General features: G+C 64.1%; 14 protein-coding genes. 4 read left to right on the plus strand and 10 right to left on the minus strand.

Translation table 11 applies throughout. The annotated features are described in order from the left end of the window. The first annotated feature begins 46 nt into the window (after window positions 1–46). The gene (locus tag ATY76_RS34430; protein ID WP_280950777.1) at window positions 47–172 is read left to right on the plus strand and encodes a hypothetical protein; all 126 of its coding nucleotides are present in this window, start codon (window positions 47–49) and stop codon (window positions 170–172) included. A gap of 157 nt (window positions 173–329) precedes the next feature. Further along, entirely contained in the window at window positions 330–2,054 is a 1,725-nt protein-coding gene (gene leuA / locus ATY76_RS01710; RefSeq protein WP_088673042.1) for a 2-isopropylmalate synthase, read from the plus strand. Between the two features lie 323 nt (window positions 2,055–2,377). Here the strand turns inward: leuA and ATY76_RS01715 are convergent, their stop codons facing one another. From ATY76_RS01715 to ATY76_RS01730, 4 genes are all read right to left on the minus strand, one after another. Further along, window positions 2,378–3,220 (minus strand): anti-sigma factor, encoded by an 843-nt coding sequence (locus ATY76_RS01715; RefSeq protein WP_088673043.1) that lies wholly within the window; start codon window positions 3,218–3,220, stop codon window positions 2,378–2,380. 1 nt (window position 3,221) lies between these two features. After that, complete coding sequence (locus ATY76_RS01720) at window positions 3,222–3,731, minus strand: RNA polymerase sigma factor (protein WP_088673044.1); 510 nt, start codon at window positions 3,729–3,731, stop codon at window positions 3,222–3,224. Between the two features lie 186 nt (window positions 3,732–3,917). Beyond that, a complete protein-coding gene (locus tag ATY76_RS01725; protein ID WP_088673045.1) occupies window positions 3,918–4,478 on the minus strand; it encodes a hypothetical protein in 561 nt (186 codons plus the stop codon). A gap of 158 nt (window positions 4,479–4,636) precedes the next feature. Beyond that, window positions 4,637–5,545, minus strand: a complete 909-nt coding sequence (locus ATY76_RS01730; RefSeq protein ID WP_088673046.1) for a metallophosphoesterase — start codon at window positions 5,543–5,545, stop codon at window positions 4,637–4,639. 70 nt (window positions 5,546–5,615) lie between these two features. On the opposite strand from ATY76_RS01730, the gene ATY76_RS01735 reads away from it, so the two are divergent. Continuing rightward, the gene (locus ATY76_RS01735) at window positions 5,616–6,095 is read left to right on the plus strand and encodes an NUDIX domain-containing protein (RefSeq protein WP_088673047.1); all 480 of its coding nucleotides are present in this window, start codon (window positions 5,616–5,618) and stop codon (window positions 6,093–6,095) included. A 3-nt stretch (window positions 6,096–6,098) separates the two neighbouring features. Here the strand turns inward: ATY76_RS01735 and ATY76_RS01740 are convergent, their stop codons facing one another. Beyond that, entirely contained in the window at window positions 6,099–7,085 is a 987-nt protein-coding gene (locus ATY76_RS01740) for a glutathione S-transferase family protein (RefSeq protein ID WP_088673048.1), read from the minus strand. A gap of 227 nt (window positions 7,086–7,312) precedes the next feature. Between ATY76_RS01740 and ATY76_RS01745 the strand changes: the two genes are divergently transcribed. Further along, window positions 7,313–7,876 (plus strand): N-acetyltransferase, encoded by a 564-nt coding sequence (locus tag ATY76_RS01745; RefSeq protein WP_088673049.1) that lies wholly within the window; start codon window positions 7,313–7,315, stop codon window positions 7,874–7,876. Window positions 7,877–7,882: 6 nt separating this feature from the next. Here the strand turns inward: ATY76_RS01745 and ATY76_RS01750 are convergent, their stop codons facing one another. The 5 genes from ATY76_RS01750 to ATY76_RS01770 are packed head-to-tail and all read right to left on the minus strand — an operon-like array spanning window position 7,883 to window position 15,129. Next, the gene (locus tag ATY76_RS01750; protein WP_088673050.1) at window positions 7,883–8,299 is read right to left on the minus strand and encodes a GNAT family N-acetyltransferase; all 417 of its coding nucleotides are present in this window, start codon (window positions 8,297–8,299) and stop codon (window positions 7,883–7,885) included. A 4-nt stretch (window positions 8,300–8,303) separates the two neighbouring features. Beyond that, the gene (locus tag ATY76_RS01755) at window positions 8,304–10,373 is read right to left on the minus strand and encodes a hypothetical protein (RefSeq protein ID WP_088673051.1); all 2,070 of its coding nucleotides are present in this window, start codon (window positions 10,371–10,373) and stop codon (window positions 8,304–8,306) included. A 1-nt stretch (window position 10,374) separates the two neighbouring features. Beyond that, complete coding sequence (locus ATY76_RS01760; RefSeq protein ID WP_088673052.1) at window positions 10,375–13,188, minus strand: DUF4159 domain-containing protein; 2,814 nt, start codon at window positions 13,186–13,188, stop codon at window positions 10,375–10,377. After that, the gene (locus tag ATY76_RS01765; protein ID WP_088673053.1) at window positions 13,185–14,105 is read right to left on the minus strand and encodes a DUF58 domain-containing protein; all 921 of its coding nucleotides are present in this window, start codon (window positions 14,103–14,105) and stop codon (window positions 13,185–13,187) included. Before ATY76_RS01765 ends, ATY76_RS01760 begins: the two co-directional genes overlap by 4 nt. A 13-nt stretch (window positions 14,106–14,118) precedes the next feature. Further along, window positions 14,119–15,129 carry a MoxR family ATPase gene (locus ATY76_RS01770; protein WP_088673054.1) on the minus strand — a complete coding sequence of 337 codons (1,011 nt, stop codon included), beginning with the start codon at window positions 15,127–15,129 and terminating at the stop codon, window positions 14,119–14,121. Between the last annotated feature and the right edge of the window lie 143 nt (window positions 15,130–15,272).

Consider the following 15,272-nt stretch of genomic DNA (forward strand, 5'->3'; position numbering starts at 1 on the left):
GGGCGAGGCCTTGCCAGCTCTGCCGCTCAAGGCTATAAGCGCGGCTATGAAGACCACAGGCGCCAAGATTTCCGACACGATTGCACGCGGCCGCATCGCCCTGCGTGACGTCTCGCGCGCCCTGACCTCGCTTCTTCTCCTCGGCCTTACGCGCGGTTGCCGGGTCCTTTGAGGAGCGCCCGGCGGCCGAAAGCCCGCCCGGCCATCGCTCCTCGCGACTCACTTTCAAAATTGACGTAACGACCGACAAAGGTCCGCATTTGTTTATCGCCAAGCCCGATATGATCGGCTAAGAGGCGGGGCAAATGCCGGGACGAGGAGACAAGACAATGGACAACACCACCAGCCGATCCTCCGCAGGTGCCAAGGGCATGCCCGATGCCGCGGTGAAATACCGCGCCTATCCGCAGGTAAGCATTCCCGACCGTACCTGGCCGACGAAGACGATCACCAAGGCGCCTGTCTGGTGCTCGGTTGACCTGCGCGACGGCAACCAGGCGCTCGTCGATCCGATGGGTCACGACCGCAAGGCGCGCATGTTCCATCTGCTGCTGGAGATGGGCTTCAAGGAAATCGAGATCGGTTTCCCCTCGGCTTCGCAGACCGATTTCGACTTCGCCCGCTGGTGCGTCGAAGAGGGCAACGTTCCCGCAGATGTTTCGCTGCAGGTGCTGGTGCAGTGCCGGCCGGAACTCATCACCCGCACCTTCGAAGCGCTGGAAGGGGCAAACCGTCCGATCGTGCATTTCTACAATTCGACCAGCGAGCTGCAGCGCCGCGTCGTTTTCGCCAAGGACGTCCAGGGCATCAAGCAGATTGCCGTCGATGCCGCCAAGATGATCACCGACATGGCCGCCAAGGCCGGCGGTGGCTATCGTTTCGAATATTCTCCGGAAAGCTTTACCGGCACCGAGCTGGAGGTGGCGCTGGAGATCTGCAACGCCGTCATCGCGGTGGTGAAGCCGACGCCCGACAATAAGCTGATCATCAACCTGCCGTCGACCGTCGAGATGGCGACGCCGAACGTCTATGCCGACCAGATCGAATGGATGTGCCGCAACCTCGACAACCGCGAAAACCTGATCGTCTCGCTGCATCCGCATAACGACCGCGGCACCGGCATCGCCGCTGCCGAGCTGGCTTTGCTGGCCGGCGCCGACCGCGTCGAAGGCACGCTGTTCGGCAATGGCGAGCGCACCGGCAATGTCGACGTGGTGACGATGGCGCTGAATATGTTCACGCAAGGTGTCGATCCCGGTATCGACTGCTCAAACATCGAGCGCATCAAGGAGGTGTTCGAATATTCGAACCAGATGGCGATCAGCGAGCGTCACCCCTATGTCGGCGAGCTGGTCTATACGGCCTTCTCCGGTTCGCACCAGGATGCGATCAACAAGGGCATGAAGGCTGCACAGGTCGCCAACCATCCGGTCTGGGAAGTGCCGTATCTGCCGATCGATCCGCGCGATGTCGGCCGCTCCTACGAGGCGATCATTCGCATCAATTCGCAGTCCGGCAAGGGCGGCATCGCCTATATCCTGCAGCAGGATTACGGGCTCAACCTGCCGCGCAACCTGCAGGTCGAATTCCGCGAAGACATCCAGCGCATCACCGACGTCGAGGGCAAGGAGCTTCCCTCCAAGCGCATCCATGACCGATTCATCGAGCGATACGTGACGCAGCCTGATGCGCGACTCAAATTCGTCGATCACCACACCTATCCCGATACGGAGCGGAAGGGTCAACGGATCGTGGCGGCCGAGATATCGGACAATGGCGAGATCAAGCGCATCGAAGGGCGCGGCAACGGCCCGATCGACGGCTTCATCAACGCGCTGTCGCACTATCTCGGCATCGAGATGTCGGTCGAGGATTATTCGGAGCATTCGCTGCAGCACGGCTCGAACGCGGCGGCGATCTCCTATGTCGAGACCTCCTATCCCGGCGGCAAGCTCTTCGGTGCCGGCATTAATACCAACATCGTCGCGGCGTCGCTGGAAGCGATCGTCTCGGCCGCCAACCGCGTGCTCGATGTGAAGGCCGGCAAGGCCTGATCTGCGAAGGGTTCAGGCCGTGACCGTACCGATATGGCGCGGCCTGGCGATTGGTTGACTTCGTTGCGTCTTTGCTGAGCGCACGCGAAAGCAATGAAAGACGTGCCGTGCGGCCCCCTCATCCGCCTGCCGGCACCTTCTCCCCGCTGGGGAGAAGAGGCCTCGCTTCCTCTCATCCGCAAGAGGGCGCCGAAAGACGGTAGGCCACCCCTCGCTCTCTCTTCTCCCCAACGGGGAGAAGGTGGCCCGCAGGGTCGGATGAGGGGCGGCTGGCGTTGATAGTCGATTTTGCCATGGTGCCGCCTCAGCTCCGCTGGCGGTCATCAAATCGCCGTGGCGATCTTCATGGCGAGCTGGCCGAGGGTCGCTTCGGCGGAGGGGCCGGCGAGCACATAGGAGGTGCCGGCATTGTGCCATGTCACGAGGCCGATCTCGTCCTTGATCGTTTCCTTGAAGTCGTCGGTCTCGGGCGGCTGCGCGTCCTTGCGGAAGCAGATGGAGATGATGTCGCCGTCGGAGTTGGAATAGACGAGCTGGCCGACAGGGCGGTTGTCGCCGAGAATGACGCGGGCGCCCTGGAAGGTCCAGGATTCGGCGCTGAGATCGGGCACGCGGAAGGGCACGCCGATCGCGGTCGTCAGCCAGCTGGAGATTTCCTCGGCCTGCGAGGCCGGCACTTCGACGAGGTGGCGGGGCTGGCGGATCAGCAGACGCTGATAGGCGGTGACGTCTCCGAGCCAGTCGCTGGTGTTGGCCGGCGCCGCTGTCGAGGTCGTGGTGGCGATCTCGTCGGCATCCGGGCTGACGCCGACGAAATAACCGATGCCGCAGCCGACGACGAAGAGGATGAGAGCGGCGGCCAGCGCCTGCGGGCCGCTCGGCGCCAGCTTCACCGGCGGGCGGGTGGCGCGCTGGGCGATCGGCGTCTTCGGCGGCTGCGTGCTCTTGATCGAGCGGACGAGGGCAAGCGGGACCGGTTCCTTCAGCACGTCATCGAGGCGGCGGCGGCCGAAATCGGCGCCATGGCGCAGCTTCTCATGCAGCCGGCGCGCATTCTCGTCGCTTGCCAGACGCTGCTCCAGTTCGTGCCGCTGTTCGGGCGAGACTTCGCCGTCGAGGAGGGCGGTGAGCTGGGCTTCGAGCGGCAATTTCCTAAGATCGAGCAATTCAGTACCTGTGGATGGGGTGGGTGCCGGCAAGTCCGGCGAAATGCAGCCTTGCGACGGCAAGCTGGGAGACGACGCTTGCCGCGGAAATGCCCATGATGTCGGCCGCCTGCTGGTAGCTGTGGCCTTCGACGTCGACGAGCAGGAAGACGCTGGACACGCCGTCCGGCATTTCGGAGATCATGCGGTGGATCGCGTCGGGATCGACCGAGGCCGAGCGGTCGCGCGCGGCATCGCGAATATCGGTGACGTTGCCGCGGGCGGACGCCTTTGGCTTGCGCTTGCGGCTCTCGTCGGCCCATTGCTGGCGGGCAAGCGTGTAGATCCAGCTTTCCAGCCGGCCTTCGCCGTTCCACTGATGCCCCTTGGCAATGGCGCGCAGACAGACGGCTTGAACGAGTTCGTCGGCAACGGCGGCCTCACCCGCGAGCGTGATCGCGAAGCGGCGAAGGCGGGGCAGGAGGCCGACGAGATCACGCCGGAGGTCGATGGTCGTTGCGGGCTGACGCATTGTCTATCCAAGAAGCATTCACGATGGTTTCGCGGACGAAGGTTGGCCGTCGGGCGCGAAACCGGCTTTTGTCGGCACCGGAGATGCAGGTACTTTATGGAACAAGTCTCCTGCACTTCGCAAGCATTCGGTCGTCTTATCCCCTTTTCCCATGGGGTTTTCGCAATCTAGCCCGCAAAGCTTGCGTCAATATGTCCTGTAGCCGTTCAAACTCTGCAGCAGGGAGCGATAGGCCCAGGTGCCTTCGCCGCCGCGATCGCGGATTTCGACGAGCTGAACGCGGGCGCCCTGGATATCTCCCTGTTCGACCAGCGCCATGCCCATATAGGAGCGGGCGAGGATGTAATTTTCATCCGCCTGCAGCGCCTTGCGGTAGTAGGACATGCCGAGTTCCATGCGGCCGGCCTTGCGGTTGGCGTAGCCGAGATAGTTCAGAATGCGCGGGTCGTTCTGATTGTCGGCAAGATTGAGCACGGTGATGGCGTTTTCATACTGGCCGTAATAGGCGAATTCGCGGGCGTACTTATAGAGGTCGTCGTCGTTGAAGCTGCTCTTCTTCGGGGTGACGCATTCCTTCTTGGTCTTGTCCCAGACCTTGCCGCCGGTGCAGGTCTTGGTCGTCTGCGTCTTCGGCGGCGGATTGGTGTCGTCGTTGCTGTCGCCGGCCGCGAAGGCGGCCGTTGCCATGCCGAAGGCAAAACCGGCGGCAAGTGTCACTCTGCACAGGCGATGGAAGGGGGAAGTCATTGGCGGCTCCGTTCTGAGGCGATGCAGTTGGTCGGATTGTACGCTTAACGCCGGAAATACCAAGAGGGTAAGCAATGCCCGTGACAAATGTTGCGGCGCCGGCCGGACAGCTTCCGAGTTTGCTTCAAGTGACGCACAAACAGAGTCTACATTCTGCGCTAACGCGCGAAAATATCGACGCTTTCCGGCATGACGGCGTCGCCTGCCCGGTTCAGGCTGAAGCGCTCGCCGGTGAGTTCCCAGGCGCCCGGAGAGCCGTCGATAGAAAAGAGGTTATAGGCCGCCGGCGGCTTGATGCTGCCGGGTCCCTGCGAGGCCGAAGCGATGCCGACGACCGGCACCGGCTGTATCTGGCCGCGCAGCCAATGCAGCGTATTCAGATGCGTGTGGCCGTGCAGCACGAGCTCGGCGCCGCCCGTCGAAATCATGGCCGCGAAGCGGCGGATGCCGATCATGCGCTTGTGGAAGGCGGTGGCGCCGCGGATCGGCGGATGATGGATCATGACGACGCGGAAGAGGCCGGCTTCGCCGGCCGCGCGCAGCATGTTCACCGTGTCGCGAGCCTGGCGCGCGCTGAAAAAGCCGGAGGCGGCGAAGGGGGGCGTGGCGACGGCCGTGGAGCAGCCGACGATCGCCACTTTGTCGCGGACGCGCAGGTAAGGGAAAATGTGGCGGTCTTCCTGCCATTGCGGCGAGGCGAGGTCGCCGCGGACATAGTCGTACCAGGCGCGCATCGACTTCTCGTAGGCGCCCGGCACATAGGCGTCGTGATTGCCGGGTACGACCGAGGTGTCGGCGGGATCGCCGAGCGCACGCAGCCAGGCGGCCGCGGCGCGGATCTCGATGCCGCTGGCGAGATTGACGAGATCGCCGGTGACGGCGAGGTGATCGGCCTGATGGGCGCGGATATCATCGAGCAGCAGATCGAGCGTGCTGCCGAAAAGGTGCTTGCGTCGATTTCGATGCCAGTTCACAAAGCCGGTAATACGTTTTGAAAACAGCTCTTGAATGGAAAGACGAGGCAGCGGTCCGAGGTGGACGTCGGAAATATGCGCGAGCTTGAACATGCTACGAGACATAGACCAGCTTATTGACAAATCAAACACATCCGGCGCGACGAAAAGCCGAAACGGAACGATGGTGGATAAAGAGAAGCGGCCCCCTCACATCAGGCTGGCGCTACGCCTGCTGCATGTCTATTTTTCCTTCGCCCGCGGCATGACCATGGGCGTCAGAGCCGCCTGCTTCGATGCGGACGGCCGGATATTTCTCGTGCGGCACAGCTACATCGGCGGCTGGCATATGCCCGGCGGCGGGCTGGAGCGCAACGAGACGGCCGAGGAAGCGCTGGTCAAGGAGCTGCGCGAAGAGGGAAACCTCAGGATCATCGGCAAGCCGCAGCTGGTCCAGGTCTATTTCAACACCACCACCACCCGGCGCGACCATGTCGTGTTTTATCGGGTGGCCGTCGAGCAGACGGCGCCGCGGCCGCCGGACTGGGAGATTTCCGACAGCGGGTTCTTTTCGCTCGACAGCCTGCCCGAGGGCACGACCGAGGCGACGTATCGCCGTCTCGCCGAACTTCGGGGCGAGCAGGAGCCTGACCACCGCTGGTAAGCGTCAGGCCGCGTAGAGCTTTGCACGACCATGAGGCCTGTCGAGATCGAGCTCCGGGCCGACGGGAACGATGCCGGTCGGATTGATCGTCTTGTGGCTGCGGTAATAGTGCTGCTTGATGTGCGTCAGGTTCACCGTCTCGGCAACGCCTGGCGTCTGATAGAGATCCCTGAGATAGCCGGGCAGGTTGCGGTAATCGGCGATACGGCGGATGTTGCATTTGAAATGGCCGACATAGACGGGATCGAAGCGCAGCAGCGTGGTGAAGAGGCGCCAGTCGGCCTCGGTCTGTCTGTCGCCGAAGAGGTAGCGGCCCTTGCCAAGGCGCTCGTCGAGAATGTCGAGCGTTTCGAAGAGCTTGCCGACATTTTCCTCATAGGCTTCCTGCGTGGTGGCGAAGCCCGCCTTGTAGACCCCGTTGTTGACGGTGTCGTAGACGGTGGCGTTCAGCGCGTCGATTTCGGCGCTGAGATGCTCCGGGTAGAAATCGGCCTTCGAGCCCGTCAGTCCGTCGAAGGCGCTGTTGAACATGCGGATGATCTCGGCCGATTCATTGTTGACGATTGTGCCGGTCTGCTTGTCCCAGAGGACGGGGACGGTGACACGGCCGGAATAGTGCGGATCGGCCTTGACGTAGATCTGCCAGAGGGTGGCGGCGCCGAAGAGCGGGTCGCCGGTGGCGCCGTCGCCGGTCTTGAACTCCCAGCCGTTCTCGAACATCAGCGGATGGACGACGGAAACCGAAATAAGCTCCTCCAGCTTCTTCAGCTTGCGGAAGATCAGTGTGCGATGCGCCCAGGGGCAGGCGAGCGAGACATAGAGATGGTAGCGTCCGGCCTCGGCCTTGAAGCCGCCGCTTCCGGAAGGGCCGGCCGAACCGTCCGGCGTCACCCAGTTGCGGAACTGCGAGGGCTGCCGCTTGAATTGGCCCTTGCTCTCCTTCGTGTCGTACCAGACGTCATGCCAGACGCCGTCCACCAGCATTCCCATGCTATTCATTCCCTAAATTGCGTTGGGGCCGAAGTTAGCTGAGATAGCGGGGCTTTGCAGGCGGTAAAGATTGAACAGTGCGTCACGCCAGTCAGGGGGCTGCGTAATTCGGTGTGCCGCCGTGTGCATTTTGCGTTGGACGGCGGAAATTTTTCCTGCTATCGGCCTTTTCACAATTTGAGAGACGCCTGCCTGATGTTCATTTCCAGAAACCCGCGACGACGCTGATGCTCCCGAACGCCCAGGGCGTGTTCGAGACCCATCAATCTGTCCATCCGGTTTCTGTCATCATGTACAAGCACGATCTCGTCTACCTCACAGAAGACGCGTCTCATGACGCCGCCATTGAACATATCAACGAAGAAGCCTTCGGTCCGGGCCGCTTCACGCGCGCCGCCGCGCGCATCCGCGAGCAGGGGCCGCATGATATGTCGCTCTCCTTCATCTGCACCGACAATGGCGAGACGATTGCCTCCGTGCGGATGACGCCGGTGCTCGCCGGTTCGGTGAAGGGACATCTGCTGGGCCCGCTCGCCGTCCGGCCCTCCCACAAGAATATAGGCATCGGCCGCGAACTGGTGCGGATCGCGGTGGAAGCGGCAAGGCGCAAGGGCTCGGAAGCCGTCATCCTGGTCGGCGATCCGCCCTATTACGGCCCGCTCGGCTTCGAGAAGGTGAGCTATAACGCGCTTGCCTTTCCCGGACCGGTCGATCCCGGCCGCGTGCTCGTCGTTCCGATCGCCGAGGGCGTGCACGAGCGGCTGAAGGGCACAATCGCCTGGCGTGAGTGATGAAGGCTACAGATTTTTCCGGAGAAAGCTGCGCGTGCGGCCTTCCGGAAAATCCTCAAGCTCGCCGAAGACTTCGTAACCCTGGCGCAGATAGGCGCCAAGAGCTTGCGGGTTGAAGGTATCGATCCAGGCGCCGCGGCAGCCGCGGGCTTTGGCCTCTTCTTCCGCTTTTGCGAGAATCCTGCCCGCGAGACCGGTGCCGCGCAGCGTATCGGGAATATAGAGCATCTGGATAAAGAGCCAGCCCCAGGCGGTAAAGCCCGACAGGCCGCCGCTTACCTTGCCGTCCGTATCGCGGATGAGGACGGCGAGCGGCCGGCGATCCGAGGGGCCGATATCGCCTGTGTTGAAGGCCGAGAGCGCATCGGTGATCGCCGCCAGTTCCTCCGGTGAGGGCGACGCCGTGAGCTCGAATTCCGGCATGTGATTACCTTCCTTCGCGCCACCACATGGCGCCGAAGGCGAGCAGCAGGATGCCGACGCCGGCGAAGCCGGCAAAGAGCGGCAGCGTGTTGATGCCCTTCAGAACCGTCTCGCTGGTCATGCGGATCATCATGCGATCGCTGTCGGAGACGCGGACCTGGCCACGCACCGGCAGGATCGGCGGCACGCTGTCCGCGCCGCTGTCGCTGGCGACGCGGGTCACGAGACCCTTGCTCCTGTCGGCGACCGGCTTCAGCACATCCGTCGTCGAGATCATCGCCTTGAATTCCGGGGCATCGACGGCGCCGATATGGACGAGCGTCGACAGCCTGCCGTTCTGGATTTCGAAGAGGCCGATCTCGTCCATCCTCTTCTCGGCCTTGTAGAGCCCGGGTTCGGTCTGGGTGAGCGGCAGGGTTTCGGTCTTGCCGGAGGGGTAACGCACGGTGGCGTTACCCGGATTGTCGCCGATCGTCTGGCGGGTGACTTCGAGCGTGCGGCCGGAGGCGCGCGCCGTCAGCGCCTCTTCCTCGAGCGCCGGTTCCTTCATCAGCCAGTGGGCGATACGGCGATAGAGCGAGACGTTCGGGCCGCCGCCTTCGAAGCCGCGCGCCCAGAGCCAGCCCTGGTCGGAAAGCAGCATGGCGACGCGGCCCTGGCCGGAGCGGTTTAGGACCAGCAGCGGATGGCTGTCGGCGCCGAGCATGATTGTCTCGCCTTCGGGCTTCTCGACATCGACGCTGCGGAACCAGCGGCCCCAATGCGGCGGGTCCTCGCCCGAGCCGTCCAAGCCGCGCGTGACGGGATGCTTGCGGCCTTCCTCGGAGAGGCGGGGATAGAAGGCCTTCTCGATCATCTGGCCGGTGGGCATGGCCGGCAGCACCGTGGAAAGCGGCGTCATCGCGATGGAATCGGGACCGGCATGTTCGGGACCGGCGGCGATCAGCAGCGCGCCGCCATTTTCGACATATTGCGCAATGTTGTCGTAATAGAGCAGCGGCAGCACGCCGCGATGCTGGTAGCGGTCGAAAATGATCAGGTCGAAATCCTTGATCTTGTCGACGAAGAGCTCGCGCGTCGGGAAGGCGATCAGCGACAGCTCGTTGATCGGCGTGCCGTCCTGCTTTTCCGGCGGACGCAGGATGGTGAAGTGGACGAGATCGACCGAGGCGTCGGATTTCAGCAGATTGCGCCAGGCGCGCTCGCCGGCATGCGGCTCGCCGGAGACGAGCAGGACGCGCAGATTCTGGCGGATGCCGTCGATGACGTGGACGGCGCGGTTGTTGGCGGCGGTGACTTCGCCGGGAAGCTCGGCGACCGAGAATTCGAGCACATTGCTGCCGCCGCCCGGGACCTTGAAGGAGAAGGGCGTATCCTGGCCGGGTGTCGCCCGCAGGGTGGCGATCTCATTGCCGTTCATCTTCACGGTGACATCGGCGGTGCCGCCGGGGCTCGGACCATCGTCGAAGACACGCAGAATGACCTGCTGCTCCTCGTTGACGATGCCGAAGCGGGGTCCCTTGATGACCTCGATGCGGCGATCGAATTCATTGGCCTTGCCGGTCACCAGGCCATGGATCGGCGCATCGAAGCCGAGCGCCTGATTGGCGGCCGGGACATCATGGACCTCGCCATCGGTCAGCATGATGGCGCCGCCGACGCGGGAGGGCGGGACATCGGCGATGTTGGCGGCCAACGCATCGAACAGGCGGGTGGAGGGCACGTCCGAATTGACGTCGCCTTCGACGTCGACGAAACGCGGCTCTATCTGGGGGAAGCGGGCAAGCTGCCCCTTCAAGGCCGCCAGCGCCTCGTCGGTCATCTCTATGCGGTCGGGTGTCTGCTGGCTCTGGCTGCGGTCGACGATGACGGGGACGATCGTCGACAGCTGATCGCGGTCTTCCTGCAAGAGCACGGGATTGGCAAGGGCGGTCAGCAGGGCGGCGGCCGCCAGCGTCCTGATCCAGGCGCCGCGGACACCGCGCCAGATCGCAAAGGCGGCGACGAGCGCGCTGAGGCCGGCCAGAACGGCCAGGATCGGCCAGGGCAGGAAGGGCGAAAAATCGAACGTCATCTCATTGCCCCAACCGTTCGAGGAGGTCGGGAACATGAACCTGGTCGGTCTTGTAGTTGCCCGTCAGCATGTACATCATGATGTTGACGCCGGAGCGGTAGGCATATTCGCGCTGCGTTTCATCCGACGGCACGGTCGGCAGCATCGGCGTGCCGTTCGCGTCGATCGCCCACGCGCCGGCGAAATCATTGCCGGTGATCAGGATCGGCGAAACGCCGTCGGCCGTCGCCGCCGATTTCTCGGTCGCTTCACGCCCGCCCTGCCTGGCTTCGATCCAGAGCGGACTGCCGGTATAGCGGCCCGGAAAGCTCGACAGCAGATAGAAGGATTTCGTCAGCACGTGATCCGACGGCACCGGTTCCAGCGGCGGAATGTCGAGATTTGCGAGGATTTCCTGCAGCCGCTGGCCGTTGGCGCTGACATTGCCGGAATTGTCCAAAGCGCTGATCTGATCGCGCGTATCGAAAAGCACGGTGCCGCCATTGCGCATATAGGCATCGATGCGGCTGATCGCGGCCGAGGAGGGCATCGGCGCCGTTGCCGAAATCGGCCAGTAAATGATCGGATAGAAGGCAAGCTCGTCCCTGGTAAGGTCGAGACCGACCGGCGGCGCCGGCTCCAGCGTCGTGCGGAAGGTCAGGAACTGGGTGAGGCCCTCGAGACCGCGCTCCGATATATCGTCCACCTCCTGCTCGCCGGTGACGACATAGGCAAGATGGGTGTTGTCCAGCCTCTCCAATACGAGGTCGTCGCCGGGCTTGCTGTCGTTGGCATGCGACGTGCCGGGCTGCATGAAGAAGCCGGCGCCGACGGCCACCGCGAGCATCGCGGCCGTGCGCACAGCCGGGCGCGAGCGCGAGAAGGCGCCGTTCATGAAGAGGACGACCAGGCTGTCTGTCAGAAGCAGCAGAAAGGCGACGAGGAAAAGCGCGGGCTTCGCCGACCAGCTTTCTCCGCCGATCAGACCTTCGCGCACGGCATTGGTGCCTGTCGTGTCGAGCGGTTTCAGTTCGGCCTCCTCGGGCAGAACGTTGAGAGAGGTGAAACCGTCTTCCGAACCGTAGAGCCCCGGCGGATTGTCGAAATTCGCCGTCGGTTCGGCTCCGGCCTTGGGAATGAGCGGCCGCGCCGAGCCCGTTTCCGAGACCAGCGTGCCTTTGGCCGTCAGCATGCGGTAGGGCGGCAGGGTTTCGGACACACGGGCATTGCCGCGCGCCTCCGACGTCACGCCGCCGGAGCGCGATATCTGCAGGAGATGGCGCAGCATGTCGACGAAGGTGCCGGAGATCGGCAGATCGGACCAGGTCGCTTCGGCGGTAACGTGGAAGAGGACGATCTGGCCGGAGGAGAGCTGCTTCATCGTGACGAGCGGCGTGCCGTCGGCGAGGCTTGCCCAGGTGCGTTCGGCAAGGTCGGGAGTCGGTTCGGCCAGCACCTGCCGCTTGACGACGACGTCCGCGGGGCGGGCTATGCCGGCAAAAGGCCCGAAATTCGGAAATTCGGCGAGCGACTGCGGCTCGCTCCAGGACAATGTGCCGCCTAGCGCCCGTTCTCCCTGGCGTAGAATGACGGGGATCAGCGGATCGTCGGCAGGCGCCGCCGCCATGCGCGGGCCGGCGAAACGCAGGAGCATGCCGCCATTCGATATCCAGCGCGTCAGGGGTTCGTAGGTCTCTTCCGGCAACCGGCCGATGTCGGCCATGATGATGATGGAGGGATTGCTGGCGAGAAGCTTCGGTATCGCGACGGCGAGCTCGGAATCGGTCGGCTGGATCAGATCCGCATAGGGTTGCAGCGCTCGCTGGATGTAATAGAGCGGCGAGAGCAGCGGCTGGAATTCATCGGCGCCCGTGCCGGACAGAAGGACGACGCGGCGGCGCTTGAAGGCATCGTCGAGAAGGTGCACGGCTCCGGCGGTCGCACTATTGTCGACGCTGACCCGGGCGAAATCGTTGCGCATTTCGAACGGCGCGGTGATCGAACTCGTGGCGACGCTCTGGCCGGGACGGAAGTCCACCCTGCCATTGGCGATGGAGCGGCCCTGGGCATCAACGGCGTTCAGCGCCACGGATGCGGGGCGCGAACTGTCGAGCCGGGTGACCTTGACGGTCATGGCGTCGGCTGCATTGTTGGCCGCGGTGACGGCGACCGTCTTTGCGGCATCGCCCTCGATCAGCCGCAGGTCGGCGGGCTGGAGTTCGGCAAGTCGGCGCACTATCGCATCGTCGTCCCTGGCGGCGGCGCCGTCGGTCAGGAAGGCGAGGGTGCCGGGCTTAACGCCGTTCAGGGCGCCGCGCAGCGCCTGGAAGGCGCGCTCACGGTCCGGCACCAGTGGACGCGGCTCGGCGGCGTGCAGCTTGTCTCGTGCGGCCGCTGCCGTGCCGGGCACGGCATCATTGGTCGGATCGGCGGTAAGGGCGATCGAGACCGGCACGCCGGCGGATTCGGCATCGTCCACCAGCGCGTCGGCGGTCTGGATGCGGCGCTCCCAATCGGGCGCCGCCGCCCAGCTGTTGTCGACGAAGAGCACCAGCGGGCCGCCGGATGCGAGCGAATTGGTGCGCGGATTGAAGACCGGATCGGCGATCGCAAGGATGATGACGGCGGCAAGCAGCATGCGCAGGAGGGTCAGCCACCAGGGGCTTTGCGCCGGTGTTTCCTCGCGCTTCAAGACGGATGCAAGGATCTTCAGCGGCGGGAAGACTTCGCTCTTCGGGCGCGGCGGCGTCAGCCGCAGCAGCCACCAGATGACCGGGAGCGCGATCAGCGCGCCGAGAATGGCGGGATAGGCGAAAGCGAAGGGAAGAGCGTTCACAGCTGTCCTCCATGCGTCGCCTTGGCCGGCATGCCGGACAGATACATGTGCACCGCGACCAGCGCCTCGGAGGCAAGATGATCGGTGCGATGCGTCGTGAAGGTCCAGCCGAGATGGCGCAGCGACTGGCCGAGGCTCTCCCTGCGGGCGAGGTAGGCGTCGCGATAGGCCTCGCGAATATGTTCGGCGCGGCCGGAGATCAGCTTGGCTCCTGTCTCGGGGTCGGTGAATTCAGTGCGGCCGCTATAGGGGAAGATCTCTTCGGCCGGATCCGCGATCTCGACCACGTGGCCGCGCAGGCCGCGGCGGGCAAGCGGACCGAGGCGCTCCATGATCGCAGGCGCATCGTCGAGGAAATCGCCGATCAGCACGAGATCGCTCCAGCCGCGGATCATCGCCGTTTCCGGCAGGCCGCCGGTCAGCGGCGCATGCAGGAGGGCCGATGCCAGCCGCTCGGCGGCGTTGCGCGTGGAGGCGGGCTCCATGATGCCGGGGCAGCCGATGCGCTCGCCCGAGCGGGAGAGGATTTCGGCCAGCGCCAGCATGACGACCAGCGCGCGGCTTTCCTTGGAGACGCTACCGTAGCTCGACTTGTACATCATCGAGGGCGACATGTCGCACCAGAGCCAGATCGTATGAGCCGCCTCCCATTCGCGCTCGCGCACATAGGTATGGTCGTCGCGGGCGGAGCGGCGCCAGTCGATGCGCGACAGGCTTTCGCCCTCGGCATAGGGGCGGAACTGCCAGAAATTCTCGCCGATGCCGCGTTTGCGCCGGCCATGCCAGCCGGCGATCACCGTGTTGGCGATGCGCTTGGCTTCCACCAGGCAATCCGGCATCAGGGCGGCCCGCTGCCGTGCGCGGGAAAGGGCATCGCTGCCTGACGTCGGGTTGACGATCTGTCCGATAGATGCCACGCGTCCGGCTTCCTTATCCCTTTGCCTGCTTGACCAATCCGGCGATGACGTCGCGCACCGACATGCCTTCGGCGCGGGCGGCAAAGGTCAAGGCCATGCGGTGCTGGAGAATGGGTTCGGCAAGCGCGAAGACATCGTCGAGAGACGGGGCGAGACGGCCCTCATAGAGCGCGCGGGCACGGGCGCAGAGCATCATCGCCTGGCCGGCGCGGGGGCCGGGACCCCAGGCGACGTTCTTGTCGGTCGAAGCATTGCCTTGCCCTGGACGGGCGGAGCGCACCAGCGAAAGGATGGCGTCGACGACCGTCTCGCTCACCGGCATCTGCCGCACGAGCGTCTGGATCTCGATCAGCCGCTGCGCATCGATGATGGCTTCCGGCTTGGTCTCGCCGAGGCCCGTCGTCTCGAGCAGGATCTGACGCTCGGCCGCGAGTTCGGGATAGTTGACGTCGACCTGCAGCAGGAAGCGGTCGAGCTGGGCTTCGGGCAGGGGATAGGTGCCTTCCTGCTCCAGCGGGTTCTGGGTGGCGAGCACATGGAAGGGTGCGGGAAGATCGTAGCGCTGGCCGGCGATGGTGATATGATATTCCTGCATGGATTGCAGGAGCGCCGACTGGGTGCGCGGCGAGGCGCGGTTGATCTCGTCGGCCATCAGCAATTGGGCGAAGACGGGGCCCTTGACGAAACGGAAGGAGCGGCGGCCGCTGTCGTCCTGGTCCATCACTTCGGAGCCGAGAATATCCGAAGGCATCAGGTCGGGCGTGAACTGAATGCGGTTGGCGGCAAGGCCGAGCACTTCGCCGAGCGTCGTCACCAGCCTGGTCTTGGCAAGGCCGGGGACGCCGACGAGCAGGGCATGGCCGCCGGAGAGCACGGCGAGAATGGTGTTCTCGACGACGCTTTCCTGACCGAAGATCACCTTCGAGACTTCCCCGCGGATGGCGGCGATATCGGAGAGCGCCTTCTCGGCGGCGGCGACGATCGCCTTTTCATCGAGGCTGGCTTCGGTCTTCATCATACCCATGGGCATCTCCAACGGCTGAAATCATTCGGCAGCGAATCGGCGGACTTATACATCTGCCTCATACTCGATAGAGTTATGGAGATGCGACGGGCTGACAAGTTCGTTACGAATGACTATCTCGTGACTTTACTTCGTTAAGGACA

This window comes from Rhizobium sp. R339 (assembly GCF_002211395.1).
Classification (GTDB): domain Bacteria; phylum Pseudomonadota; class Alphaproteobacteria; order Rhizobiales; family Rhizobiaceae; genus Rhizobium.

Coding starts and splice junctions, on each gene's coding strand:
- ATY76_RS01755 (WP_088673051.1), bottom strand. CDS start 10,373: ATGACGTTCGATTTTTCGCCCTTCCTGCCCTGGCCGATCCTGGCCGTT.
- ATY76_RS34430 (WP_280950777.1), top strand. CDS start 47: ATGAAGACCACAGGCGCCAAGATTTCCGACACGATTGCACGCGGCCGC.
- ATY76_RS01750 (WP_088673050.1), bottom strand. CDS start 8,299: ATGCCGGAATTCGAGCTCACGGCGTCGCCCTCACCGGAGGAACTGGCG.
- ATY76_RS01745 (WP_088673049.1), top strand. CDS start 7,313: ATGCTCCCGAACGCCCAGGGCGTGTTCGAGACCCATCAATCTGTCCAT.
- ATY76_RS01735 (WP_088673047.1), top strand. CDS start 5,616: ATGGTGGATAAAGAGAAGCGGCCCCCTCACATCAGGCTGGCGCTACGC.
- ATY76_RS01725 (WP_088673045.1), bottom strand. CDS start 4,478: ATGACTTCCCCCTTCCATCGCCTGTGCAGAGTGACACTTGCCGCCGGT.
- ATY76_RS01720 (WP_088673044.1), bottom strand. CDS start 3,731: ATGCGTCAGCCCGCAACGACCATCGACCTCCGGCGTGATCTCGTCGGC.
- ATY76_RS01770 (WP_088673054.1), bottom strand. CDS start 15,129: ATGGGTATGATGAAGACCGAAGCCAGCCTCGATGAAAAGGCGATCGTC.
- ATY76_RS01730 (WP_088673046.1), bottom strand. CDS start 5,545: ATGTTCAAGCTCGCGCATATTTCCGACGTCCACCTCGGACCGCTGCCT.
- ATY76_RS01740 (WP_088673048.1), bottom strand. CDS start 7,085: ATGGGAATGCTGGTGGACGGCGTCTGGCATGACGTCTGGTACGACACG.
- leuA (WP_088673042.1), top strand. CDS start 330: ATGGACAACACCACCAGCCGATCCTCCGCAGGTGCCAAGGGCATGCCC.